The organism is Methylobacterium nodulans ORS 2060, from assembly GCF_000022085.1.
Taxonomy (GTDB): domain Bacteria; phylum Pseudomonadota; class Alphaproteobacteria; order Rhizobiales; family Beijerinckiaceae; genus Methylobacterium; species Methylobacterium nodulans.
Map to the genome: position 1 here is coordinate 3,494,687 of NC_011894.1, position 25,838 is coordinate 3,520,524.

Below are 25,838 nucleotides of genomic sequence, written 5' to 3' on the forward strand. Positions count from 1 at the left end.
TTGGGAAAGGGTCATTTCATAGTGATAGACGCAAGAATCCGGGTTATCGAGGCGAAAAGCATGGCCGCCGCCGAGATATGAAGCAGCGTATCGTAGTCCAGCTTGAGACGGCGCGACACCGTAAGGGCACCGATGCTTTGCTCAATCCGCCACCCTTTCGGCAGATGCACAAAGCCCTTCGCAAATTGCGGCCATAGGACCATGTCCACGACACGGTTCATCCCCGCCTGAACGGCGTCGATGAAACGGCTCTTGGAGCCGCCGTCCACCACGACGGTCGTGATCCAGGGACACAGACGAACCAAGCGCTTGACCAGCGGGATGCCGCCCTCCTGATCCTGAACGTCGGCGGGGGTGACCATCACCGCCAGCAGACGTCCGTCGCTGTCGACCGCCAGATGGCGCTTGCGGCCCAGCACTTTCTTTCCGGCGTCGTACCCCCGCTCGCCTTGCGGGGCGTCACACTTCACCGCCTGGGCATCCACCATCGCCAAGGTCGGACTGGCTTCTTGTCCAGACTTCTCTCGATCCATCATCACGAGATGAGGGTTGATCCGCTCCATGTGGCCGCCATCGGCGAGCAGCCGCCGATCATCGTAGCAGAGACTGGCGGGCGGCAGATCCTTGGGCATGGCATCCCACGGGATCCCGTACCGCTGCACGTAGCGAATGCCATTCATGATGTCCCGGATGGGATAGGTCCGCGGTCGCCCTGTTCCCTCCGCGGCAGAAAGCAGTGGCTCCAGGGTCAGCCACTCGTCGTTCGTCATATCACCGGGGTATCTCTGGCCGCGGCGGTCATAGCGCGGCCTATTTGTAGCGGTCCAGACCAAGGAGGGGCCATTCATCCATTCGAGGCGAGCGGACATGCCCCTACCACCCGGCCTTTTCTCTTGGCCACCCTTTCCCAACGGACTCTCACCTGTTTGCACGTGCTTCCAGAAAAGGCGTTCCGGCTGATCCATTGCATTGCACAACGGCGTCCGGAATCGCTCGGGGGCATTGAGGTTCCGGACTGGAACCCCATATTTTCTGCAAGGGAGTCCTTGCTGTGCAGACCGCAAAGGCGGCCTTCGTTGCGGCGATGGCAATCGTCGCTCTGATTGTCTCCCTCCGTCCCGGTTCAGCGGAGGTGAGCGGCAGTCTTGCACTGATTATTTCAATCGATAGAGCGATCGGACCGGCGTCGGCCAGTTACGTGAAGGACGCCCTGGTGACGGCGCGCGAACGACGTGCCGAGATCATCATTCTGCGGCTGAATACACCAGGCGGTCTCAACACCAGCATGCGCGAGATTATCCGCGATGTGCTCGCCTCTTCCGTTCCTGTCGTCGGCTACGTCGCTCCCTCCGGAGCCCATGCGGCAAGCGCCGGGACCTATATTCTTTATGCGACGCATATCGCGGCCATGGCGCCGGGCACCAACATCGGCGCGGCGACACCGGTGCAGATCGGCGGGCCGATTCCGGGTCTGCCGGGCGGCATCCCCGACAAGGATGGCAAAGACAAGAAGGATGGCGGCCGTCAACCCGAAGCGAAGGACACCATGACGGCAAAGGCGACAAATGATGCCGTCGCTTTCATCCGCAGCCTCGCCGAGCTGCGTGGCCGCAATGCCGACTGGGCCGAAAGGGCGGTGCGTGAGGCTGCCACCCTCTCGGCCAACGGCGCGTTGCAGGCAAGTGTCATCGACCTCGTCGCACGTGATCCGGCAGAATTGCTGAGGCAGGTCGATGGACGCACGGTGGAGGTTGCAGGTGGCAAGACGCAACGCCTGAACACGAAGTATGCCATCCTCGAAGCCATCGATCCCGGATGGATCTCACACTTCCTCACGATCATCGCCGATCCCAACGTCGCGTTCATTCTGCTGATGATCGGGATCTATGGGCTGATCTTCGAATTCATGTCCCCCGGCGCTGTCGCCCCGGGGGTCGTCGGCACGATCTGCCTGCTGCTCGGCCTTTATTCCCTCAATCTGCTCCCGATCAACTACGCCGGCTTCGCCTTGATGCTGATCGGGATCGCGCTTCTCACCATCGAAGCTTTCAACCCGACCATCGTGATCGGCCTCGGAGGGGTTATCGCCTTTGTGCTGGGAGCGCTGATGCTCTTCAGGGTCGAGGCGCCTGGCTACCGGCTGTCATGGTGGGTCATCGGCACCACTGTGGCGGTGTTCGTCGGCTTTGTTGTCGTCGTGCTCGGCTCGCTTCGCCGCGCCGGCAAGGGTCCGATACGGGTCGGCGCGCAAGCCATGCGAGGCCTACCTGCCGAGATACTCGACTGGTCCGAGAACGAAGGCCACGTCCTTGCCCACGGTGAACGCTGGCAAGCGCGCGGCGCCGAAACGTTCAGGCCCGGAGAGACGGTCGAAGTGGCCAACATCATCGATTTGACGCTGGTGGTACGGCGCACGTCAGCTCCGCCGGAGACGGAGGCACAACATGATGCTTGATTATTTCACTTATGCAGCGCTTGCGCTGCTTGTCATCATATTTCTATCCCAGGCCATTCGCATCCTGCGGGAATACGAGCGCGGCGTCGTCTTCACGCTTGGCCGCTTCACCGGCGTGAAGGGTCCGGGCCTCATCATCCTCATTCCGGTTGTACAGCAACTTGTCAAGGTCGATCTCAGGGTGATGGTGCAGGTCGTTCCGCCGCAGGACGTGATTTCGCGCGATAATGTCTCGGTCAAGGTCAACGCCGTTCTCTACTTCCGTATCGTCGATTCCGAGCGCGCTATCATCAAGGTTGGCGACTACATGTCCGCGACCAGCCAGCTGGCACAAACCACGCTGCGCTCGGTGCTCGGCAAGCACGAACTCGACGAGATGCTCGCGGAACGCGACAGGCTAAACGCCGACATCCAGGAAATCCTCGACAAGCAGACCGACATCTGGGGTATCAAGGTCACCGCAATCGAGATAAAGGATGTCGATCTCAACGAAACTATGGTGCGCGCGATCGCCAAGCAAGCCGAGGCGGAACGGCTGCGACGTGCCAAAGTGATCAACGCGATGGGCGAGCAGCAGGCCGCGGAAAAGCTCGTCGAGGCCGGCCGCATCCTCGCCCAGGAACCGCAGGCGATGCAGCTACGCTATTTCGCGGCGTTGCATGATATCGCCGGCGAACGGTCCTCGACCATAGTCTTCCCGCTCCCAACGAATCTGCTCGATCACCTCCGCCTGCGGAGCGATTCGGCGTGACTTTCGGTCAATTTGCCGGAACGGACGAACCTTCAGATTCAATCCGAACCGCTCAAGCCCAGTTGGGCCGAGCCCTAACTGTCTGGATGGCATTGTCACATCTAACAAGCAAAGGGCGTTTCGGCGCCATCCGTGGCCTTTTCGACATAGGCTAAGTCGTTGAAGGCGCAGAGGGTGCCCTGCCCCACAGGGCCGCGATCGGTAAGTAAAAACCGTTCCCGTGACAACGCCTGTCGAGCACGCGCTCATATCTCTCGTCGCTGGCATGAACCGAGATGAGATAGCCGCCGCGGCGCAGGCTCTCCGCATAGATGTGGAGCCGCGCGGCTCCGTGCGCCTCAAGGCGCCGGATCGTCCGGCGGGTCGCGCTCGATACCGGGTATGAATCGAATACCGTTGCGGGACACGCCGGCATCGACCAGGCGATCGATGGCATCCTCGGCATCGCCGCGGTTCTCGAGGAAGGCGGTCACCAGTTTCCGGGACGACGAAGAACCTGTGGGTATGCTGGACGTCTTCAGTCTGTCTCCTGCTCGTTGATGGCTGAAACGTGAAGCCCGCGCCATGACGACTGCCGTGCAGGCCCGCCCCTAGACGTCGTAGTAGAGAACGAACTCGTACGGATGAGGCCGCAGGCGCATCTCGTTGACTTCGTGCAGGCGCTTGTAAGTCAGATAGGTCTCGATCACGTCTGCCGTGAACACCTCACCGGTCAAAAGGAACTTGTGGTCCCTCTCGAGCGCATCGAGGGCCTGCTCCAGGGAGGCAGGCGTGGAAGGAATCCTGGCTCGCTCCTGAGGAGGCAGGTCGTAGAGGTTCTTGTCGATTGGATCGCCCGGATCGATGCGGTTCTTGATGCCGTCCAGGCCCGCCATCAGCATGGCGGCAAATCCGAGATACGGGTTGCAGGCAGGATCCGGGCAGCGGAACTCGACCCGCTTCGCCTTCGGACTGAGCGAATACATGGGAATGCGACACGCGGCCGAACGGTTGCGCGCGGAGTAGCCGAGATTGACCGGGGCTTCGAACCCAGGAACGAGCCGCCGATAAGAATTGGAGGTGGGAGCGCAGATGGCCAGGAGCGCCGGCGCGTGCCGGAGCAGCCCGCCGATGTAGTAGCGCATGAGGTCGCTCGTTCCGGCATATCCATCGCCCGCAAAGAGCGGCCGCTCCCCTTTCCAGAGGCTCTGATGGACGTGCATGCCCGAGCCGTTGTCGCCGAAGAGCGGCTTCGGCATGAAGGTCGCGCTCATACCGCGCTCGCGGGCGACGTTCTTCACCACGTATTTGTAGATCATCACGTTGTCGGCCATCCGCTTGAGCGTCGCAAAGCGCATGTCGATTTCGCCCTGCCCGCCGGTCGCGACCTCATGATGGTGGGCTTCGACCGAGATGCCGATCGCCTCGAGGGTCAGCACCATGTTGGTGCGGACGTCCTGCAGTACGTCCGCGGGAGGCACCGGGAAGTAGCCCTCCTTGGGACGGAGCTTGTGACCAAGGCTCGGCCCGTCGGTGCGCCTGGCGGTCCAGTTGGCCTCAATGGCGTCGACTTCGTAGTATCCGTAGTTCGCGCCCTGGTCGTAGCTGACCTCGTTGAACACGAAGTACTCGAGCTCGGGACCGAAATAGGCCGTGTCGCCGATCGCCGTGCTCGTCAGATAGACTTCTGCCCTGTGCGCGATATGGCGGGGATCCCGCCCATAGGGCTGGCCGCTGACTGGATCCCGGAGGTCGCAGATGAGAACCAGGGTCTGCGCCTCGCTGAACGGGTCCAGGAAAGCGGTAGTCGGATCCGGCACGACCAGCATGTCGCTTTCCTGGATCTCCTGAAAGCCCCGGATCGAGGAGCCGTCGAAACCGACGCCTTCGGTGAAGCTGTCGCCAGCAAGGGCCGAGGGCGGGACAGAAAAGTGCTGCCACAGGCCGGGAAGATCCGTGAAGCGCAGATCGACCATGGCGACCTCGTCGTCCTTAATCGCCTTGAGAACGTCGTCGGGCGTTGCGCAGGTGTAAGCCATCGGCGTCATCTCCGTCCGGAGCAGCGTCTGGCGATCCAGGGCGATCCAGGCTTGCTGGAGGTCGTCGCAGGCTCAGTCGAGGCTCGCAAAAGATCCATGCCGGGCTTGGCCGTTCAGCCGTGCGAACTCAGCCTGGCTCATATGGACGAGTGTCGCGTGGTCGCCGCCTTCGCAGTAGAGCTCCGGCTGCTGATCGATGCTGTTGTCCACGATCACATCCAGCCCATAGCACTCACCGAACGGCGGAATGGCGCCGCGGATGCAATCCCGGAAGACATTGGCGATCTCCTCCTCACTGGCCAGATCGATGCGGTCGCCGAGGTCCTCCTTGAGATCGGACAGGCGAACATGCCGCGACGCAGGCACGACGGCCAGCCAATAGCCCTGCCGGTCTCGCAGCAGTACCCCCTTGGCGAAGCGATCCGCCGAGATATGGCTTGTCTCGACTGTCCCCAGCGAGGATTCCGTTCTCTCATGCGAGATCACGTCGTACGTGATCCCGCGGTCGGCCAGATATTTTTCCAGGGTCGGAGCAAGTGCCATGGCGCCCTCCTGCCACGGTGACCTATCGGCGAAGCGCCGTCGATCAATGGCTCTGGTGCGGGCACCACTGATGCTACGCCTCTCCTCGGCTCCCCACAATGGGCACGCCGGCACTGTCACGGGAACTGAGCTGTGGTCGCAGGAACGGCAGGACCGGCCTCATCTCAGGCCGCAGTGGTTGCCGTCTGCCACGCGTCCGCCGCCTCAGCCCTGAACTGGAGAAGCGTGCGGCGGGAGATAGATGACGTTGAATGGAGAACGTGTTCTGGACAGCTGTGTGCATTGACAAGAACCACTGGGCTGACCCCGGCGACTTGAAGCCCTGCTGCTTGCGCTTCCGTCGTCGGACCGGCTGGCGGGAGTTCTCCGCCCGGTTGTTCTTCCGGAGTCCCTGCTCGTGGCGGCAGGAGAGACGCAGCTCGCGTCTGGCTGCGCCATAAGAACCCAGCTTGTCGGTCACCAGCGTCTCTGGGGCGAAGCCCTGTTTCTTGACCAACTTGCGCATGAGCTTCCGGGCCGCGCGCTTGTCCCGCTTGGGCTGCACGAGCAGGTCGAGCACCTCGCCTTCCGCATCGACCGCCCGCCACAGGTCCAGGCGCCGGCCCTGGATCGAGACCACCATCTCATCCAGGTGCCAAGTGCTGGCCGACCCGGGGCCGGAGGCGGCGGAGGTTGCGGGCGAACACGGGCCCGAACTTCAGGACCCAGCGCCGGATACTCTCGTAGGTGGTCTGGATGCCGCGCTCGGCCAGGAGCTCCTCCATGCCGCGGCAGCTGAGCGTGAAGCGGAGATAGAGCCAGACGGCGTGCTGAATGATCTCGGGTGGGAGCTGGTGGCGAGCGTAGGAGACGGGCGGCATGGCCCCTGCCCTACCCCGACCCGAGCGGACCTGCCTCCTCTTCGCGTGACAACGCCGACATGGCGGATCGGGAATGGGCGGTGATATCCAATGGTGGCCGCCAGCTACGCTGCCCAGCGCTCCGGGTGGGCGAAGGCCATGGGTTTAGGCCGAGCTCAGGCTCGCGGTGCGGGAGGAGAGCAGGACCGCTCGCCGAACACTTTGGCCGAAGCTGCGGAGTAGCCGTCCGGCACGGGGCGCATTCATCGAGGTCTGCCGCTGCGGCGGTTAGGTCAGTCGCGTGTCGAGGCTCAGCGGTCCTGCAGATTGACCTTCACTGCGGCCTCCGGCGCGGCGGAGGGGTACACAACCCGCAGGGGCGCGGCCTGCGCCTGCACTGCCACAGGTGCGGAGGTCTGCTCCGATGGGCGGGGCAGCTCGGCCACGAGCTTGCGCGCCTCGTCCGCCGGCAGCGCACCGCGAGGCGCCACCATTGCGGCCAGAAGCTCGCGGGTCTTGCGATCCAGGCCCGGTGAGCGGCTCGCCTCCTCGAAGTCGCCGGCTGTGTGGTGCTCCTTCGCCCTGCCGGTGAACACCTTCGGCCCTTCAGCCATGATGACGATGTCGCCCTTGCGCAGGGTTGCGTCCTGCAGCAGTGCTGCGTTCGGCTCGCCGGCCTTGGCCAGTGCCGCAGCCTTGTTCTCCGCCGCGCGCGTCTTCTCCGTCGCGGCAATCTTCACCTTCTCAGGCTTGGACAGGGCAGCGTACCTGACTTTGGGACGAACGTGCCCATACAGGTCCCGTAGCAAGCGGCGACGGGCAGTCCGCGCCTCGTGGTGTCCAGAGCCATCCCCGAAGCCGTAGGCCGGAGCCTGCACGGCAGGCGTCGGAATAGGCTGCGTGGCCGGTGCAGGCTGGGACGAGAAGAGGCGCTGGAAGAAGCCGCCGAGGCCACCTTCGTCAGCAGCTTGCGCGTGAGCGGCTGTGAGAATGATGAGGCACCCGGACGCGAGCGCGAGCCGTATGGTGCGGGCAAGGCTGGCGTGAATCAGCGACATCGGCTCCTCGGTCAGCTCCGATCCGAGTGGCCCGGCACTGCTCATTAACGGAACCTTAACAGCACGTTTCGGCGGGCCGGGGTAGCCGGTTTAGTGGCTGAGGTGGTGCTAGACCACATGACCTACTCAGCTGATGTGGAAAGGCCACACAGAACCTGGTCCTCGGAGGAAGGCGGGTTGCATGCGCGTGCAAGCATTTCATGGTCAAGCCGATCCCGCCGAAACGCATGGAGCAGCAGCGCGAAGCCTCCACGCCGCCGGCTGCTATGCGCGTGGCGCCAGAAGTTTTCAGAGGCCGAACGGCCGAGGCGTTCCCCAGCCGTTCCCCGCTCCTGTTCAGGATCCCTTCCGCAGGCCCCGGTGCGCCAGCCGCGTCTCCGCCACCGGGCGATTTGCCCACCGCGCCGCGCGAGGAGCGCTGCATCGTCGCAGCTTGAGCATGCGCCGCGGCCGAGCGGATGTGGTCGAGGTCGGCACCCGCATCCTCCGCTTCCGTGATCGCGCCCGCCCGCGCGTCCATGCTCCAGACGTGGCTCGGCAGGCCGGCCGCGCGCGCCACCACCCGCCACTCGCGGCCGTAGGCTGATTCGGCGTAGGGCCGCCCGGCGCTCTCGTCGATGATCAAGGGGCCCTGGCGCCACTCCGGCGGGATCCGCTCGAGGAGGTCCATCACCAGGGGACAGAGCTTACGGCCCCCATCCGTCGAGAAGCCCAACCCCCTCTCTCTCTGCTTAGCTTGAGAAGCCGCGCCTCAGCAGGCGGCGACGTTCACGGCAAGGCCGCCAAGAGAGGTCTCCTTGTACTTCGACTGCATGTCGAGGCCGGTCTGGCGCATCGTCTCGATCACCTCGTCGAGCGTCACCCGGTGCTCGCCGTCCCCCCTCAGTGCGAGCGAGGCCGCGACCACGGCCTTGTTCGCGCCGAAGGCGTTGCGCTCGATGCAGGGCACCTGAACCAGACCGGCGATGGGATCGCAGGTCATGCCGAGATGGTGCTCCATGGCAATCTCGGCTGCATTCTCGATCTGGAAGGCCGTTCCACCGAGCGCAGCCGTGAGACCCGCAGCGGCCATGGCAGCGGCCGAGCCGACCTCGCCCTGGCATCCCACCTCGGCCCCTGAGATCGAGGCCCGGCTCTTGATCAATCCGCCGATCGCGGCGGCCGTCAGGAGGAAGTCGCGCCCACGCTCGACGGTCCAGCCAGGGCAGAAGTCGCGGCAGTAGCGCAGCACGGCCGGAATGATGCCGGCCGCACCGTTGGTCGGTGCCGTAACGACCCGGCCGCCCGAGGCGTTCTCCTCGTTCACCGCAAGGGCATAAAGGCTGATCCAGTCAACGATCTCGTGCGCCGGCCTGGTGTTGGACAGTTTGCCCCCCTCGAGGGATTCATGCAGGCGCTTGGCCCGCCTGCGCACCCGGAGGCCGCCAGGAAGCTCGCCGTCCATCCGGAGACCGCGCTCGATGCAGGCGAACATCGCGTCCCGGATCGCGTCGAGCCCCTCCTCGATCTCCTCGCGGGAGCGCAGCGTCAGCTCGTTGGCGAATTGGATCTGGGACACGGTCAGTCTGGTGCGGACGGCGAGCGCGAGGAGTTCGCGCGCGCTCCCGAAGGCGAACTTCGGCTGCACGACAGATGTCTCGGCGGCTGCCACGTCCGAGACGACGAAGCCGCCTCCGATCGAGTAGAAGATTTGGTCCGCGACGATCGTCCCGCCGGCATCGTAGGCACGAAACCGCATGCCGTTCGTGTGCAGCGGCAGCACCTCGGTAAAGTTGAACACGAGGTCCCGCTCGGCGTTGAACACGACGCCGGGGATCCCGAGATCGCCTTTCCGCCTGAGCTCGTTCGCGTAGGACGTGGTCAGATCCGGGTCGACCGTCGCCGGGTCATGACCGAGCAGCCCGAGGAAGATGGCGATATCGGTGCCGTGCCCGCGCCCCGTCCAGGCCAGGGACCCGTAGATCTCGGCCGTCACGCGTACAATGCCAGGCTCCGCAAGGACGGCTTCGCGAAACCGACGCGCGGCAAGCATGGGGCCGACAGTATGCGAGCTGGACGGCCCGACTCCGATCTTGAAGAGATCGAATGTGCTGATCATCGCGCCGGCCGTGCTCCCGGGCCGCCGAGGCCGAACGCCGCCTCCGCCAGGAAGGTGTGGACGTAATCCGCAAAGGAGCGCCAGCATTCGACCCGGTACTTCGGCTCCGTGCCAACGCGCAGCAGGACGATCTCGGCCTTGCCCAGGAGCGTTCGTGTGGCGCTGCCCGGCGGAAAGGCGATCTCGCCGAGGTCGAGGGGGCAGCCGGCATTGAGGGCGATGGCTGCATGCTCCCCCGAAATGTCGATGCCCACATTGCGATGGGACACGTCGACGAGGGCGTAGGCGCGCCCGCCCAGACCTTCCTCGATCCGCGCCTGTACGAGATCGGAATCGCTCTCCGGACAGCCGACCAGCCATTCGTCGGGCCCAAGTCGCGCGATCCACTGGTCGCCGTTCGCGACGACGGTATTGAGTGGGGCGCTGAGGTCGAAGCCGGCCACCTCCGTGCCGACTTCGCCCGAGAGTCGAACGCGGAGGGAGAACCGCGCCTCGGCGCCGACGGGGCGGATCTCCACGCCGGAGGGATCGGAGATCGTCTTGACGACGGTGCCGAGAGGCAACGCGCGCCCGGTCGAAAAGCGGGTCTCAAGCATTGATGCGCTCCCCCTGAATATCGAAGAACACCGGTTCACGGACCACGACCCGGCTGAATCCGGTGGGCGTCGTGGCGTAGAGATGACGACCGAGAAGCTCCCGGCCGCCCGCGACGAGAGCCAGGGCGATGGACCGGTTGCAATTCGGGCTCCAGTAGCTCGACGTCACGTGGCCAAGCATCCGCATGGGGACAGGTTGGTTCGGATCGGCGACGATCTGGGCGCCCTCGTCGAGGACGAGCGTCGGGTCGTCGGTGACGAGACCGACGAGTTGCTTGCGGCCGGAGGCGACGACGTCGGGACGCGCAAGCGAGCGCTTTCCGACGAAATCCTTCTTGGCCTTGGCGATCATGCCCGCGAGCCCGACGTCGTCGGGCGTCACCGTGCCGTCCGTCTCCTGGCCGACGATGATGTAGCCTTTCTCCGCGCGAAGGACGTGCATCGTCTCCGTGCCATAGGGCGTGATGCCGAAGGGTTGACCGGCCTTGTAGATCGCCTCCCAGACGGCCAATGCGTGGTCCGACGGCACGTTGATCTCGAAGCCGAGTTCGCCCGTGAACGAGACCCGAAACAGGCGCGTCGGGACGCCGCAAATGCTGCCGACACGCATCGCCATGTGCGGGAAGGCGTCAGGCGACAGGTCGATGTCTTCGACGAGGGGCTCGATGACCTGCCGGGCCTTCGGGCCTTGGAGCGCGATCACCGCCCACTGCTCGGTGGTCGAGGTGAGGAAGACCTGCAGATCCGGCCACTCGGTCTGCAGGTAGTCCTCCATATGGGCGAGCACGCGCGGGGCGCCGCCGGTCGTCGTCGTGACGTGGAAGCAATCCTTCGAGACGCGGGCCACGACGCCATCGTCGAGGATGTATCCGTCCTCCTTGAGCATCAGCCCGTAGCGGCAGCGGCCGGGCTCGAGCTTCAGCCAGGGATTGACGTACATCCGGTTCATGAACTCGGCGGCGTCCGGACCGACGATTTCGATCTTACCAAGCGTCGACGCGTCGAAGATGCCGACCCCCTCGCGGACCGCCTTGCATTCGCGCGCGACCGCCGCGTGGATGTCCTCGCCGTCCTTCGGGAAATACCAGGCACGCCGCCAGAGCGCGACATTCTCGAAGGCGGCGCCTTGGCGCTCCGCCCATTCGTGGATCGGTGTCGTCCGGATCGGATCGAACAGCGCGTACCGGGCCGGCCCGACCAGCGTTCCGAAAGTCACGGGCGTGTAGGGGGGGCGGAATGTCGTCGTACCGACGCTGGGCAGCGGCCGATCGAGAACCTCGGCGACGATCCCGAGGGCGTTCATGTTCGACGTCTTGCCCTGGTCGGTCGCCATTCCGGTCGTCGTGTAGCGCTTGACGTGCTCGATCGACTGGAAGCCTTCGCGGACCGCGAGCTTGATGTCTTTGGCCGTGACATCGTTCTGGAAGTCGACGAAGGCACGGACCTTGGTCGGATCGGCGTCGGTCGGCATGCTCCGCACCGGCTGGAAGCCGGTGGCGGTCGGCGTGGCCGAGAAGTCGCACCGCTCGTCCGTGCCGGCAGCCGCAGCGCCCGCCGCATAGCCTTCCGCGAGGCAGGCCGAAAGATCGTAGGTGCCCCTGGCGGCCCCGGCCGATTGCTCAGCCTGCGCCGAGGCTCCCGGCACGAATGCGTCAATGGCCTTGTCGTAGGCGAGCTTGCCGCGCGACTGAGAGAACAGGTGGACGGCCGGTGTCCAGCCTCCAGACATCCCGACGCAGTCGCAGGGCAGAACGCGGCGGCTGCCGATCCGGCCGCCGCTTCCGATCGGCGCCACGAGAAGCCCCGTCACGCGCTTTCGGCCCTTGGATCCGACCACGGTGTGGCCGGTCAATACCTCGCAGCCGGCCGCTCGCAGGCGCCCCAACTCCGGCCCGCAATCCGCCTCCGGGCGGAGGTCGACGAGGGTCACATTGAGGCCGGCTGCCTTGGCATCGAGCGCAGCCGTGTAGGCGGAGGCGCCGCTGGTGGCAAAGACGATGCGCCGCCCAGGAGCGACGCCGTAGCGGTTGAGGAAGACGCGGACACTCTCGGCGAGCATGATGGCCGGCCTGTCATTGTCCGCGAAGACGAGAGGACGTTCGTGCGCGCCGCATGCGAGCACGACGCGCTCGGCGCGCACCTGCCACAGGCGCTCGCGTGGCATGCGCGAGACGTCGCCGGGCAGGTGGTCGCTGATCCGCTCGGCGAGGGCGACATGGTTGTGGTTGTAGTAGCCGAACGCCGTCGTCCGAGGCAGGAAGATCACATTCTCCCGGGCGTCGAGGTCGGCCAGGACGTCAGCCAGCCAGCCAGCCGCTGGGCGGTTGCCGATCTCGGAGGTCGTGTCGTGCAAAAGGGAGCCGCCGGGCTCCGCGCCTTCTTCGGCGACGATCACGCGGGCGCCCGCACGTGCGGCAGCGAGTGCGGCGGCGAGCCCCGCCGGCCCGGCACCGACGACGAGGACGTCGCAATGGGCGTGGCGGTTGGCGTAGCGGTCCGGATCCGCCTCGGTCGGAGCCTTGCCAAGACCCGCCGCGGAACGGATGAAGGGCTCGTAGACCCGGTCCCAGAACTTCCGGGGCCACATGAAGGTCTTGTAGTAGAAGCCGGCAACGAAGACCGGCGAGAGCAGGTCATTGACCGCGCCGACATCGAAATCCAGCGACGGCCAGTGGTTCTGCGAGGTCGTCCGCAGGCCGTTGCGCGCTTCGACCACGGAGGCGCGGTTGTTCGGGTCGACACGTCCGGCGCCGCGGTCGACCGACAGGAGCGCGCTCGGCTCGTCGGCGCCATGGCTGAGGATGCCGCGCGGACGGTGATACTTGAACGAGCGCCCGACGAGGTGGATGCCGTTTGCGAGGAGGGCCGAGGCGACGGTATCACCCTGGAAGCCATGGACCGGCCGGCCGTTGAACTCGAACACGATGGGGCGCGACCGGTCGATGCGGCCGCCGCGGGAAAGTCGGTACGGCTGTGTCATCACGCCCTCGTCTCGGTTTCGGTGGTGCGGGCCGGCTTCGCGCCGATCGGATAGGTTTCGAGGAAGCGGTCGCTGACGGTGTCGCGCAGCGCGTTGAACCAGCGGCCGCAGCCGTGGACGTGGCACCACCGCTCGGCGTGTACGCCACGGGGATTGGCGCGCACGAACAGGTGCTCGGCCCAGGCCTCGTCGCTCAGGGCGGAAGGATCCGCCGGACGCGCGATATGGGCCTGGCCTCCGCACCGGAACTCGGTCTCCGGCCGGCGGCCGCAATTCGGACAGGCGATCAGCAGCATCGGGTGGCTCGTCGCTGAAGGGTGAAAGGAAGGACGTCGGTCAGTGCGCAACGGCGGCCGCCGCGGCCTCGTCGATCAGGCGCCCGGTGCGGAAGCGGTCGAGTGTAAAGGGCGCGTTGATCTCGTGCGGCATCCCGGTCGCCAGGGTATGCGCGAAGACGTGGCCCGAGCCGGGTGTCGCCTTGAAGCCGCCGGTGCCCCAGCCGCAGTTCACGAACAGGTTCGGCACCGGGGTCTTCCCGATGATCGGCGAGCGGTCCGGCGTGACGTCGACGATGCCGCCCCAGGAGCGAAGCATGCGCATCCGCGTGAACTGCGGAAACAGCTCGCAGATCGCGTCGAGGGTGTGGTTGGTGATGTGGAGGCCGCCCTGCTGGCTGTAGGACGTGTACTGGTCGGTGCCGGCACCGATCACGAGCTCGCCCTTGTCGGATTGCGAGATGTAGGCGTGAACCGCGTTCGACATCACGACGCAGGGGAAGACCGGCTTGACCGGTTCGGAAACGAGGGCCTGGAGCGGATAGCTTTCAAGCGGCATCCGCACGCCGGCCATGGCCATCACAGTGCTGGTATTGCCAGCAGCGACGACGCCGATCCGGCCGGCGCCGATGTAGCCACGGGTCGTCTCGACCCCGACTGCCGCCCCGGCAAGATCGCGCCGGATGCTCTTCACCTCGCAGTTCTGGATGATGTCGACGCCCCTTGCATCTGCGCTGCGGGCGTAACCCCAGGCTACCGCATCGTGGCGGGCCGTCCCGGCGCGGCGCTGGAGCGCGCCGCCGAGGACCGGATACCGGAGCGAGGAAGAGATATCGAGAGGCGGGCAGAACTCCTTGCACTGCTCCTTCGTCAGCCACTCGTTGTCGATGCCGTTGAGGCGGTTCGCGTAAACGTGGCGCTTGAAGCTCTGGACGTCGTGAATGTTGTGCGCAAGCATGAGGACGCCGCGCTGCGAGAACATGACGTTGTAGTTGAGCTCCTGCGACAGGCCTTCCCAGAGCTTCAAGGCATGCTCATAGATGCCGGCGCTTTCGTCGTAGAGGTAGTTGGAGCGGATGATCGTCGTGTTGCGGCCGGTATTGCCGCCGCCGATCCACCCCTTCTCCAAGACGGCGACGTTGGTAATGCCGTGGACGCTCGCGAGATAGTAGGCGGTCGCGAGCCCGTGGGCGCCGCCGCCGACGATCACGACATCGTAATGACGTTTCGGCTGAGGGTCTCGCCATTGGCGGCCCCAGCCCTGATGGCCATTCAGGGCCTCGGTCAGGAGAGATGATAGAGAGAAGCGGCGCATCGATCGGCCTCACGTGATGATCAATACTGCGTTGCCCTCCGCAGCGCGGCTTCGTCCAAGGCGACGGCGAGTTTCGGATTTACGACTTGGGCTCACTCCCGCTCGGCCGGGGAAGCGTTGCCGGTCGGCAATGCGACTTCCTGCGTCCGCTCCGTCGAAATCTGCTAAAAGCGTCCCTTCAGCCGTCGGAACGGGCGGAGCAGGAGCATGTACGCGGCAAGCAATTTGGGACGCTCGCCACAGACGAGGTCGATCGGCTTCATGCTGGTCGACAAGTTTTCGATGATCGCGTTCGCCTCGGCGATCGAACCGCTCAGGCTCGCGAATCGGGCCGCCGGGCGCGAGCTGTACCGCTACTCGACCTGGTCGGAGGCGGGACAATCGTGCACGGCCTCGAACGGGATAGAGGTCAAGGTCTCGGGCCGCTTCTCGGAGGCGGTCGACCTCGACTTCATGATCGTCTGCGGCGGCATCGACATCCACCTTCTGGACCACAGGGCCCTCAATGCGGCACTCCGGCGCGGAGCGAAGCTCGGCGCGGCCCTAGGGGCGGTCTGCACCGGCACCTACGTACTCGCCAAAGCCGGCCTCCTCGAAGGCTACCGGGCCACCATCCACTGGGAGAACCTGCCGGGGCTCGCCTCGGAGCATGCCGGCCTCGAACTCGGCTCGGACCTCTTCGAGATCGATCGCAACCGCTTTACGTGCAGCGGCGGCACGGCCTCGGCCGACATGATGCTGTCGATGATCATGCAGGATCATGGACCGGACATCGCGTCGGACGTCGCGGACCAGCTGATCCACCACCGGATCCGCGAAGCTGGCGAGCGGCAGCGGATGGATCTGCGCATGCGGCTCGGCATCTCGCATCCCAAGCTGCTGCGGGTTGTCGCCCTGATGCAGGAATCGCTCGAAGAGCCCCTGAGCAGCCAGGATCTCGCTGATTCCGTCCAATTGTCCACCCGGCAGCTTGAGCGCCTGTTCTTTAAATACCTGGGGCAATCGCCGGCGAAGTACTATCTGCGCGTTCGGCTGGACAAGGCGCGCTGCCTGATCCGGCAGACGGCGATGCCGCTGCTATCGGTCGCCATGGAATGTGGGTTCACCTCGGCATCGCATTTCTCGAAGGCTTATGTCGACTGTTACGGCCACCCTCCCAGTTCCGAGCGCAAGGCGACCCCGCGATCGTTGTCCGGGGTCCCCGCGAAATGACCAAAGCTTACCGCGGACCCTTGTCAACGACAGGCATCCCTTCATGCACCTTCTGCGGCTGATGCCGCCCGGGCACTTTGATGGCTTGTCTTGCGCGTGAAATCGCACAAGCCGCCCGTTCAGCCGCGGCAGAGCGGGCTAAAGCAGAGCCCGAGCGGGTTGAGTCATACGGCTTCCGGTTGATTCCTTCCGAGACGAGGACGCGCGGGGAACCCCTCTCCCGTGCGGGAGAGGGGCAGGCGATCGAAGATCGCGCGTGAGGGCCCAGGTGGTTCAGCAAGTATCCTGAACCGTCCCGCTGCCAGCACCACGGTTGTGGGTGCTTGCTGCACGGTCCGGGACCCTCACCCCTACCCCTCTCCCGCTCGGGAGAGGGGATCCCGCGGTTCCCGCGCCCTCTTGTCTCCGAACAGATCAATCGGATGCCGTATCAGGCTGGGCAATCGAGCTGGCCTGGATCCGCTTCGATGAGCGGCCCTCGGAGGGGGCGCCTCACCGAAATCATCCAGCATCCTCAAGCGTAAATCCGACCTTAAGTGTCACTTGGTAATGTTGCACATTCTCACCAACAATATCTCCGCGCGTCTCAACTACTTCAAACCACCGCATATTGCGAACAGTCGCTGCCGCTCGTTTAACCGCAGCATTGATGGCGTCTGAGACGCTCTCCTTCGACGTGCCAACAAGCTCGATCACCTTGAAGACATGCTCTGCCACAGCTACCTCCCTCTCACAACTTTTGACGCGTATGCGCAACTGGATTGGAGCGAGGCCTCGAGATTGGCGACTGCTCGGGCATCAGGTGGAAGTGTAGCAGCGCTCGGCCAGTACCGCCATGCATGAAGCCGCTACGCTACCATGTCGGTCGCGAGCGAGCCTCCTTTCTCTCCGGAGAGGGGCCCGCAGTGGCTTCGCCGAGTTGAAGGCGCCGCCGCGGCCTGCCGTGGCCCAGCGCTGACGGTGGCACGGCGAGCGACAGCCGTGACCACACCGAGCTTGCCCGATCACCACAACAATGGGCGCGGCGGCCCTCAAGCCCGGATTCCAAATCTGGATTCATGGGCAATCCAGATCCGTCCGTTGCCAGCGTCTCCCGCGCGCCTGGGACGCGTCGCATCGAGCCAACGGAATGTCGCTGCCATGGCAGCGTGGAGCCGGCATCGACGCATAATCATGCCGTCAACCAATCGCTCGGTGCAGCAGTCCCGGAGAATCCCATGCTCGACGTTACGCCGACTCCGTTGCAGCGGCTGCTTCAGGAGCGCCGCCCCGGCTACACGCTCCAGGCCCCCTTCTATACGAGCCCGGAGATCTTCGAAGCCGACATGGAAGTGATCTTTGGGCGGCACTGGATCTATGTCGGCGTCGAGCCGGACGTGCCGGAGCCGGGCGACGTCATGGTCGTCGATATCGGCAAGACGTCGGTCGCGATCGTTCGCGACGACGACGAGCAGATCCGCGCCTTCCACAATGTCTGCCGCCACCGGGGCGCCCGGCTCGTCCATGAGGAAAAGAGTACGGTCGGCAATCTTGTGTGCCGCTACCATTCCTGGACCTACGACCTCACCGGCAGCCTGATTCACGCCGAGCACATGGGGCCGAACTTCAGCAAGGGCTGCCACGGGCTGAAGCCGGTGCATGTCCGTTCGCTGGCCGGCCTGCTCTTCATCTGCCTCGCGGAGCAGCCGCCGGCAGATTTCGACGAGATGGCGGCAAAGCTCGGCCCCTATCTCGAGCCGCACAACGTCCGGAACACCAAGGTAGCCTTCCAGAAGGACATCGTGGAGCCGGGCAACTGGAAGCTCACAATGGAGAACAATCGCGAGTGCTACCACTGCAACGCGAACCATCCCGAGCTGACCGTGCCGCTCTTCGCCTACGGCTTCGGCTTCGCGCCTCAGGAGATGGATGAGACCGACCGCGCCAATGCCGAGCGCTACGGCTGTCTCCTGAAGACCCGGCATGCCGAGTGGGAGAGCGAGGGGTTGCCCTCGAAGGAGATCGACGAGCTCGACACCAGGGTCACGGGCTTCCGCACCGAGCGGCTTCCGCTCGACGGCGAAGGCGAGTCCCACACCCTCGACACGAAGGCCGCCTGCAAGAAGCTCCTGGGCAATTTCTCCAACGCCAAGCTCGGCGGCCTGTCCGTCTGGACGCAGCCGAATTCGTGGCACCATTTCCTCGGCGACCATATCGTCACGTTTTCGGTGCTGCCGCTTGACGCGGAGCGCTCGTTGCTGCGCACCAAGTGGCTGGTCCACAAGGACGCGGTCGAGGGCGTCGACTACGACCTCGAGAACCTGACCAGCGTCTGGCAGGCAACGAACGACCAGGACAGCGAGCTCGTCGGCTTCTGCCAGCAGGGGGTGCACAGCCCGGCCTATCAGCCCGGCCCCTACTCTCCGCATACGGAGATGCTCGTCGAGAAATTCTGCAATTGGTATGTCGGCCGCATGGCCGCGCATCTCGAGCGCTGACATGGCATTCCCCTCTGCCCAAACCATGCTCGAGCCGGCGGCCGCTCGGCTCGCGGCCTCCGGTGACTGGAACGCCGAAGCCGACGACCAACTCGTCTGCGTCGCCGTCCGGGACGAAACGCACGACGTGAAAACGTTTGTGTTCGCGCCCGCAGCGCCGCAACGTTTCGTGTATGCGCCGGGCCAGTTCCTGACCTTTGCCTTCGAGATCGACGGCGAGACGATCCATCGCTGCTACACGATCTCGTCGGCTCCGACGCGGCCCGGGGCGGCTTCCATCACGGTCAAGCGCGTGCCCGGCGGGCCTGTGTCGAATTGGCTGCACGACCGTCTGCGGGCCGGCGACATCGTGCGGGCCGTCGGCCCGATGGGCGAGTTCTCATGCTTCACCCATCCGGCCCCGAAATACCTCTTCCTGTCAGGTGGCAGCGGCATCACTCCGATGATGTCCATGGCGCGCACCTTCCACGATCTCGGCGAGGCGCGGGACGTCTCGTTCGTCCACTCGGCGCGCACGCCCGCGGACATCATCTTCCGCAGCGAGCTCGAGCGGATGGCGCAACTCGACACCGCGTTCCGCTTCGTCGCCATCTGCGAGGACCAGGCTCCCGGCGAAAGCTGGAACGGTCCGACGGGACGGATCTCCATCGACGCGCTTCGCGACGCGGTCCCTGACTTCCTCGATCGCGAGGTCTTCGTCTGCGGTCCCAAACCCTACATGGCGGCCGTCCGCACGATGCTGGCCAATGCCGGCTTCGACATGCGGAGGCACCACGAGGAGAGCTTCGACTTCGACGAACTGCCATCGGTCGAGAGGGAGGCGGCGGTCGAGGCACAACAGGAACTGGACGCGCCGAGGAGTGGTCGGACGTTCCGGGTGGAATTTGCAAAGACGCGCCGCGTGCTCGAATGCCCCGAGGATGTCACCGTGCTCGAGGCGGCCCGAAAGGCCGGTCTGCGTCTTCCATCCTCGTGCACGAAGGGCCTGTGCGGCACCTGCAAGTCGAAGATCGCATCCGGAACGGTTGCGATGAGCCATGCCGGCGGCATCCGCCAGCGCGAGATCGACGCCGGCATGGCGCTCCTGTGCTGCTCCAAGCCGACGAGCGACCTCGTCATCGACCGATAGCGCGTCCTCGGCCGCTCGTCGGCAGAGGGCAATCGGAAGTCTCTAGCCCTCGGGAGTTGTCCCCGTGATCGCCAATGCCGACGCGTTGCTCAAGCCCCTGACCATCAAGGGCCTGACAATCCGCAACCGGGTCATGTCCACGAGCCACGCCCCTGGATACGGCCGGGACGGAAAGCCGCAGGAGCGCTATCAGCTCTATCACGAGGAGAAGGCCAAGGGCGGCATCGGTCTGACCATGTTCGGCGGCTCCTCGTCTGTGGCACTCGACAGCCCGGCCGCGCCCTGGAACCAGATTTCGGTCGCCGACGACTCGGTGATCCCCTTCTTTCGCGAGTTCTCCGACCGCGTGCACCGTCACGGTGCGAAGCTCATGATCCAGCTGACCCACATGGGTCGGCGGACAAAATGGGACACCGAGCACTGGCTGCCGACGGTCTCGCCGTCGCCGCGTCGCGAACCGGCCTCCCGCACGATCCCCAAGGAGATCGAGGAGGAGGACATCGCCCGGATCGTGAAAAGCTTCGCCGATGCCGTGCGGCGCTGCCGCGAGGGCGGCCTCGACGGCTGCGAGGTCTCTGCGGCGCATGGCCACCTCATCGACCAGTTCTGGTCGCCTTCGGTCAATCAGCGGACGGACAAATACGGCGGTAGTCTCGAGAACCGGATGCGCTTCGGCATCGAGGTGCTCGAGGCCATGCGCGAAGCGGCCGGGGACGACTACGTCATCGGTATCCGCATGTCCGGCGACGAGATGATCGCGGATGGTCTGAGCCACGAGGATTGCGTCGCCATTGCCACCGAATATGCCAGGCGCGGGCTCGTCGACTTCCTCAACATCCTCGGCGGCCAGGCCCGTGACGATATGGCCCATGCGATCTCGCTGCCGAACATGTCGTTCCCGGTCGCGCCGTTCCTTTTTCTGCCGAGCGCGATCAAGCGGGAGGTGGACGTACCGGTATTTCATGCCCAGCGCGTCACCGACCTCGCCACGGCCGCCCGGGCCGTCGCCGAGGGCCATGTCGACATGGTCGCAATGACCCGCGCCCACATCGCGGATCCGCATCTCGTCCGGAAGTTGTCCGAAGGCCGGGCAGACGACATTCGGCAATGCGTCGGTGCCGGCTATTGCATCGATCGCATCTATGTCGGGAAAGACGCCCTGTGCATCCAGAATGCCGCCACCGGCCGTGAAGCGACGATGCCGCACGAGATCCGCCGTGCGGAGGTGAAGCGGCGCGTCGTCGTCGTGGGCGCCGGCCCTGCCGGACTGGAAGCCGCCCGGGTCGCGGCCGAGCGCGGGCATTCGGTCGTCCTGTTCGAGAAGAACGCGGCCGCGGGCGGACAGATCACCATCGCCGCGAAGGCCGGCTGGCGGGAGGCCATGTCGGGCATTACACGCTGGCTGTTGTCCCAAGTGACCAAGCTCGGCGTCGACATTCGCCTCGGAACCGAGGCGACCGAGGCGGCCGTGCTCGCCGAGAAGCCGGACGTAGTCATCGTCGCGACCGGAGGCACGCCCTCTCGTGGCCATGCCAAGGGCGAGGAGGCTCATGCCGTGACGACGGTCGACGTTCTCACCGGCGCGGTCGAGCCGACCGGGTCCGTCCTCCTCTACGATGAGATGGGCCAGCACAACGCCGCCTCCGTGGCGGAACTCCTGGCCAAGCGCGGCTGCCTCGTCGAGATGGTCACGCATGACCGCATGATTGCGGAAGAGGTCGGCACGACGAACCAGCCGATCCATCTGCGTGAGCTGTACAAGCTCGGCGTGATGATGACGCCGAACATGGAGCTGATCGAGATCTATCCCGAGGGCAACCGGCTCGTCGCCGCCCTGCGCAACACGATGACGGATGCGGAAGAGGAGCGGGTCGTCGACCGCGTGGTCGTCGAACACGGCACCCTGCCGGTCGAGGGGCTGTACCACGCGCTCAAGGCGGGCTCGGTCAACCGGGGGCAGACCGACCAGGCGGCAATCGTCCGCGGCGAGCCGCAGCCTCACGATCTCTCCAAGGGCTACGCGCTGTACCGCATCGGCGATGCCGTCGCGGGCCGCAACATCCATGCGGCCATCTACGACGCCTTGCGTCTCTGCAAGGACCTCTGAAACCGCTTAAGGCCCCGTCGCGGACGCTCAGCACCGGCCGCGACCGGGCGGCCCATCGAGAATCGGCAACCCGACCATGAGCTACGCATTCACCGGCTTGGTTTGGGCGATGGCCGCCCTGGCGCTGGTTCAGGGACTTCGCCGCTCGGCGTTGTGGCGCCTCGGAGCCGCCGCGCCAGTCGATTGGCTGTCGGGCATCGCCAAGCTGCCCCGCCGCTATCTCGTCGACGTCCACCACGTGGTGGCACGGGATCCCTACGCGTCCCGGATGCATGCCGTCGTTGCGGGCGGTCTCATCGCCGCCTCCGTCCTGACGGCCTTCGCCCTGCTTCCGCCGCTTGCCGGATTCCGGCCCTACTGGGCTCTCGTCGCCCTCGCTTTCGCCGTGAGCGCCGCCGGCGCGCTCCTGGTGGGCGCGCGCCGCTATCCGCACCGCCCGAAACGTCTTTCCGGCGGCAGGTTCCAATACCTCCCTGTCCTGCTCCTTGCCTATACGATCGGCGGCACCGTCACGGCTCTCCTGCTGGCGTTCGATCTTGCCGGAATCCCGGTTCTTGCCTTGCCGCTCGCGCTCGCCGCGATCGGTGGTCTTGGCCTCGCCTTCGAAGTCCGCCGCGGCCCGATGCGGCATGCGGTGGCGGGCGCGCTCCATCTCGTTGCTCATCCACGGCCCGGCCGTTTCGAGGGGCGTCCCGATACCGCGCTGCAGCCGCTCGATCTCACAGCGCCACGGCTCGGCTCGGAAATGCCGGCCGATTTCACCTGGAACCGGCTTCTGTCCTTCGACGCCTGTGTCCAGTGCGGCCGCTGCGAGACGGCCTGCCCGGCCTTCGCGGCCGGCCAGCCGCTCAATCCGAAGAAGCTGATCCAGGATCTCGTCGCTGGCCTCTCGCCCGCCGATCCAGCCTATGCCGGCAGTCCCTACCCGGGGGTCGATGAGGGTCCGTGTCCAGGCTCGGGCGGTCCGCTCGTACGCCTCGTCGGTTCCGATGCCCAAATCCATCCGGACACGCTCTGGTCCTGCACGACTTGCCGGGCCTGCGTCGAAGAATGCCCGATGATGATCGAGCACGTCGATGCGATCGTCTCCCTGCGGCGTCATCAGACCCTTGAGCTCGGGGCGTTGCCGGAGAAGGCGGTGGCTCCGATCGCGGAGCTCCGCGCGGCGGGTGATGCCGGCGGACGGCCCTTGGCCGCACGCACCGATTTCGCGGCGGGCCTCGACCTGCCGGTGATGGCCGATCGCGGCAGCGCGGACGTGCTTCTCTGGCTCGGCGAGGGGGCCTACGACCTGCGCTACGGCCGTACCCTTCGGGCGCTCGTGAAGCTCCTGCGCCAGGCGGGCGTCGACTTCGCCGTCCTCGGTGCGGAGGAGTGCGACACCGGCGATCTCGCGCGGCGCCTCGGCGACGAGGCCACATTCCAGGATCTGGCGCGCAGAAATACGGCGACACTCGCCCGCTACCGCTTCTCGAAGATCGTGACGGCGGACCCGCATGTGCTGCACGCGCTACGGAACGAATATCCGCATTTCGGGGCACGCTATGAGGTCGTGCACCACACGGCATTCCTGCTCGAACTCGTCAGGCAGGGGAAACTCGTCCCGGGACGCCTCAGCGACCTGTCCGTGACCTATCACGATCCCTGCTACCTCGGTCGCTACAACGGCGAGACCGAAGCCCCGCGCAACCTCCTCGACACGATCGGTGTCGAGCGGGTCGAGATGGCCCGCCATGGGCGACGCTCGATGTGTTGCGGCGGCGGCGGCGGAGCACCGGTCAGCGATGTCCAGGGAGAGCGCCGGATCCCGGATCTGCGCATGGCTCAGGCGGCCGAGACGGGCGCGGGCGTCGTCGCGGTGGCCTGCCCGACCTGTACGGCGATGCTCGAGGGCGTGACCGACCGCAAGGCGGAGATCCGCGACGTTGCCGAGCTGCTGCTCGCTGCGGTGGAGGCACGCTCCTGATGCGCATTCGTCGCAATCCACGCGCAGAGCGCGAGGCAGCCGCCGTCTCGGGGAGCCCTCGCGCCCGGTTCGATTTTGGCAGGCGCGGCAGCGGAGGCCGCCTGCGCCGCGACCCGCGGCAGGAGCTGGCGACACAATCCGTCCGGAGCGGGCCGCGCCTCCGGCTGGATCGCTCGCAACGGTTCCTGTCCGGCAATCCGGGGGCGAATCCGGTCGATCGTCCCGAAGGCCCGAACAGGCCTGAGATCGTTCTGGTCGAGAGGCCGGCCTTCCTCGTCGGTGTGGTTCCGGATGCACCGGGCGGCCGACTCTCGGCGCTCGACCGGCAAACGATCGGAGCGGCTCGCCTTCTTGCTGGTCGCGACGGTGCCGTCGTTGTTTTCGCTCCTCCGGACTGCGAGCCCTGCGGAGCTCTGGGGGCGGACCGGCTGCTCCGGCTTCCGGAATGTCGGGCTGCCCACGACCCCGATGCGATCGTCTCCGCGATCCATGCGGCGGTGCAGGGACTCAATCCCCGGCATGTGCTGTTTCCGGAAACGGTCGACGGTGGGGATCGCGCACGCCGGTTGGCCGTGGTCTCGGGCGAATCTCTCTTCACGGACGCAGAGCTCGTCTCGGCGTCCAGCCTGCTGAGAGCGGCCCGCGGCCGGCGCGTCGAGCAGCGTTGTGCTCCCGCGCGCCTGATCACGGTCGCGGCGGATGCGGTCGCCGAATATTCGGGCCCGCCGCGCGAAGCGCGCGAAATCGCCGACGGTTTTCCGATGGCAAACATGCCGGGAGATGGCGGCGTGATCACGTCGCAGCGCATCCCGGCGGATCCCGCGACCGTACCGCTCGGGCTCGCCGACTTCGTCGCGGCGGTCGGAAACGGCGTCACCGATCTGGCGACGTTCCGGCGGCTCGCGGAAGCCTTGCGCGCGACGCCCGGCGCGAGCCGCGTCATGTGCGATGCCGGCCTGATGCCCCGGCACAGTCAGGTCGGTGCCTCCGGCACCGTTCTGACCGCGACCTGCTATTTCGCCCTCGGCATCTCGGGAGCACCGCAGCACCTTCAGGGTGTCGCCGGGTGCGAACACGTCGTCGCCGTCAATACCGACCTGCATGCGGCCATGATCGAGCGGGCCGGGCTCGCCATCGTTCAGGATGCGCAGCGCGTGATGCCCGCGCTCCTGGCGGCCTTGGCACAGGACAATGGAGGCGCGGCATGAAGGTCGCCGTTCTGCTGTCGTCGGGTCTGCACCCCGTGTCCGGGGCGCCTGTGGTTCCGAAGACAGAGGCCCAGGCCATCCGAATGGGTCAGACGCTCGGGGAAGCCTACGGATTGCATGCGGGCCCGAGTGCCGATGCCGTGTCGGATGCATTGGGGCACGGATTGGCTTTTGTCGAGCATGTCGAGACCCCGCGAGATGCCGACCCGGTGCCGTTTCTGATCGGCCGCCTGTCCGCCGCGCCGCCGGATGTCGTGCTGACCGGGCGCAGGAGCCAGGGCGGCGAAGAAACCGGCCTCGTGCCTTATGTGCTGGCGAGAGCGCTGTCCATGACGCTCGTCTCCGACGTCGTGTCAGTGAGTTCGGGCGCCACTCCCGGCACGCTCACGGTCGATCAAAGCCTCGGCCGTGGTGCCCTGCGCCGCCTCGTCGTACGTCTTCCCGCTGTTCTCACCGTGCATCACGATGCCCCCCCGGCCTTGGCCTTTGCCTTCGGCCGTGCGCGTCGCGGACGCATCCAGACGATCGAGGCGAAGCCGGTTCCCTTCCTTGCTCATGCGCCGCAGCAGCCGTTGGAGGAAAGGCCTTATCGGAGGCGTCCGAAGATCCTGAAAGGCGCCCCCTCCGGGGGGAGTGCCGGGGACCGACTCAAAGCCGCCACGGGAAATGCGGGGCAGTCCGGTGGCAGGGTCCTGATCGATCCTGACCCCGCCGAGGCGGCGCGCGAGATCATCGCCTTTCTGCGTCAGATCGGTGTCTTGGCGCCTCCTGCGAAGGATCGCGCTCCGCCTTGAACGGCTGAACGCAAGAG

The 25,838-nt window shown here is 65.8% G+C and carries 20 protein-coding genes and 1 pseudogene; 9 read left to right on the forward strand and 12 right to left on the reverse strand.

The features are described from left to right. Positions 1–11 precede the first annotated feature (11 nt). A complete protein-coding gene (locus tag MNOD_RS15985; protein ID WP_015929961.1) occupies positions 12–869 on the reverse strand; it encodes an IS5 family transposase in 858 nt (285 codons plus the stop codon). A 182-nt stretch (positions 870–1,051) separates the two neighbouring features. On the opposite strand from MNOD_RS15985, the gene MNOD_RS15990 reads away from it, so the two are divergent. Both MNOD_RS15990 and MNOD_RS15995 read left to right on the forward strand, forming a co-directional pair. Next, entirely contained in the window at positions 1,052–2,455 is a 1,404-nt protein-coding gene (locus MNOD_RS15990; RefSeq protein ID WP_015929962.1) for an NfeD family protein, read from the forward strand. Beyond that, complete coding sequence (locus MNOD_RS15995; RefSeq protein WP_043748819.1) at positions 2,445–3,206, forward strand: slipin family protein; 762 nt, start codon at positions 2,445–2,447, stop codon at positions 3,204–3,206. The genes MNOD_RS15990 and MNOD_RS15995 overlap by 11 nt, the downstream gene beginning before the upstream one ends. A gap of 338 nt (positions 3,207–3,544) precedes the next feature. Here the strand turns inward: MNOD_RS15995 and MNOD_RS49975 are convergent, their stop codons facing one another. The 10 genes and pseudogenes from MNOD_RS49975 to MNOD_RS16040 all read right to left on the reverse strand — a co-directional run bounded on the left by MNOD_RS49975 (position 3,545) and on the right by MNOD_RS16040 (position 14,928). After that, positions 3,545–3,679 carry a hypothetical protein gene (locus MNOD_RS49975; RefSeq protein WP_280113460.1) on the reverse strand — a complete coding sequence of 45 codons (135 nt, stop codon included), beginning with the start codon at positions 3,677–3,679 and terminating at the stop codon, positions 3,545–3,547. A 117-nt stretch (positions 3,680–3,796) separates the two neighbouring features. Beyond that, positions 3,797–5,224 (reverse strand): type I glutamate--ammonia ligase, encoded by a 1,428-nt coding sequence (gene glnA / locus MNOD_RS16000; RefSeq protein WP_015929965.1) that lies wholly within the window; start codon positions 5,222–5,224, stop codon positions 3,797–3,799. A 72-nt stretch (positions 5,225–5,296) separates the two neighbouring features. Next, positions 5,297–5,767, reverse strand: a complete 471-nt coding sequence (locus MNOD_RS16005) for an aminoacyl-tRNA deacylase (RefSeq protein ID WP_015929966.1) — start codon at positions 5,765–5,767, stop codon at positions 5,297–5,299. A 164-nt stretch (positions 5,768–5,931) separates the two neighbouring features. Beyond that, a pseudogene (locus MNOD_RS16010) lies at positions 5,932–6,627 on the reverse strand (IS6 family transposase). A 290-nt stretch (positions 6,628–6,917) separates the two neighbouring features. Continuing rightward, positions 6,918–7,664 (reverse strand): hypothetical protein, encoded by a 747-nt coding sequence (locus MNOD_RS45710; RefSeq protein ID WP_015929967.1) that lies wholly within the window; start codon positions 7,662–7,664, stop codon positions 6,918–6,920. Between the two features lie 751 nt (positions 7,665–8,415). Continuing rightward, positions 8,416–9,762 (reverse strand): L-serine ammonia-lyase, encoded by a 1,347-nt coding sequence (locus MNOD_RS16020; RefSeq protein ID WP_015929968.1) that lies wholly within the window; start codon positions 9,760–9,762, stop codon positions 8,416–8,418. After that, a complete protein-coding gene (locus MNOD_RS16025) occupies positions 9,759–10,358 on the reverse strand; it encodes a sarcosine oxidase subunit gamma (RefSeq protein WP_015929969.1) in 600 nt (199 codons plus the stop codon). The genes MNOD_RS16020 and MNOD_RS16025 overlap by 4 nt, the downstream gene beginning before the upstream one ends. Beyond that, positions 10,351–13,338, reverse strand: coding sequence for a sarcosine oxidase subunit alpha family protein (locus tag MNOD_RS16030; RefSeq protein ID WP_015929970.1), 2,988 nt, complete (start codon positions 13,336–13,338; stop codon positions 10,351–10,353). Before MNOD_RS16030 ends, MNOD_RS16025 begins: the two co-directional genes overlap by 8 nt. Beyond that, the gene (locus MNOD_RS16035) at positions 13,338–13,634 is read right to left on the reverse strand and encodes a sarcosine oxidase subunit delta (RefSeq protein ID WP_015929971.1); all 297 of its coding nucleotides are present in this window, start codon (positions 13,632–13,634) and stop codon (positions 13,338–13,340) included. Before MNOD_RS16035 ends, MNOD_RS16030 begins: the two co-directional genes overlap by 1 nt. Positions 13,635–13,674: 40 nt before the next feature. Beyond that, positions 13,675–14,928, reverse strand: a complete 1,254-nt coding sequence (locus MNOD_RS16040) for a sarcosine oxidase subunit beta family protein (protein WP_015929972.1) — start codon at positions 14,926–14,928, stop codon at positions 13,675–13,677. Between the two features lie 207 nt (positions 14,929–15,135). Between MNOD_RS16040 and MNOD_RS16045 the strand changes: the two genes are divergently transcribed. Further along, a complete protein-coding gene (locus MNOD_RS16045) occupies positions 15,136–16,140 on the forward strand; it encodes a GlxA family transcriptional regulator (RefSeq protein ID WP_015929973.1) in 1,005 nt (334 codons plus the stop codon). A 501-nt stretch (positions 16,141–16,641) separates the two neighbouring features. On the opposite strand, the gene MNOD_RS43405 is transcribed toward MNOD_RS16045, so the two are convergent. Next, a complete protein-coding gene (locus MNOD_RS43405) occupies positions 16,642–16,857 on the reverse strand; it encodes a dodecin (protein ID WP_015929974.1) in 216 nt (71 codons plus the stop codon). A 500-nt stretch (positions 16,858–17,357) separates the two neighbouring features. Here MNOD_RS43405 and MNOD_RS16050 point away from each other — a divergent pair, with 500 nt between their 5' ends. The 6 genes from MNOD_RS16050 (at position 17,358) to MNOD_RS16075 (ending at position 25,821) form a co-directional block, all read left to right on the forward strand. Then, positions 17,358–18,617, forward strand: a complete 1,260-nt coding sequence (locus MNOD_RS16050) for an aromatic ring-hydroxylating oxygenase subunit alpha (RefSeq protein ID WP_015929975.1) — start codon at positions 17,358–17,360, stop codon at positions 18,615–18,617. A gap of 1 nt (position 18,618) precedes the next feature. After that, the gene (locus tag MNOD_RS16055; RefSeq protein WP_015929976.1) at positions 18,619–19,746 is read left to right on the forward strand and encodes an FAD-binding oxidoreductase; all 1,128 of its coding nucleotides are present in this window, start codon (positions 18,619–18,621) and stop codon (positions 19,744–19,746) included. Positions 19,747–19,810: 64 nt separating this feature from the next. After that, complete coding sequence (locus MNOD_RS16060) at positions 19,811–21,853, forward strand: NADH:flavin oxidoreductase (protein ID WP_015929977.1); 2,043 nt, start codon at positions 19,811–19,813, stop codon at positions 21,851–21,853. 76 nt (positions 21,854–21,929) lie between these two features. Then, positions 21,930–23,819, forward strand: coding sequence for a (Fe-S)-binding protein (locus tag MNOD_RS16065; RefSeq protein ID WP_015929978.1), 1,890 nt, complete (start codon positions 21,930–21,932; stop codon positions 23,817–23,819). Next, positions 23,816–25,027 (forward strand): electron transfer flavoprotein subunit alpha/FixB family protein, encoded by a 1,212-nt coding sequence (locus MNOD_RS16070; RefSeq protein WP_043751326.1) that lies wholly within the window; start codon positions 23,816–23,818, stop codon positions 25,025–25,027. The genes MNOD_RS16065 and MNOD_RS16070 overlap by 4 nt, the downstream gene beginning before the upstream one ends. Then, the gene (locus MNOD_RS16075; RefSeq protein ID WP_015929980.1) at positions 25,024–25,821 is read left to right on the forward strand and encodes an adenine nucleotide alpha hydrolase family protein; all 798 of its coding nucleotides are present in this window, start codon (positions 25,024–25,026) and stop codon (positions 25,819–25,821) included. The genes MNOD_RS16070 and MNOD_RS16075 overlap by 4 nt, the downstream gene beginning before the upstream one ends. The last annotated feature ends 17 nt before the right edge of the window (positions 25,822–25,838 follow it).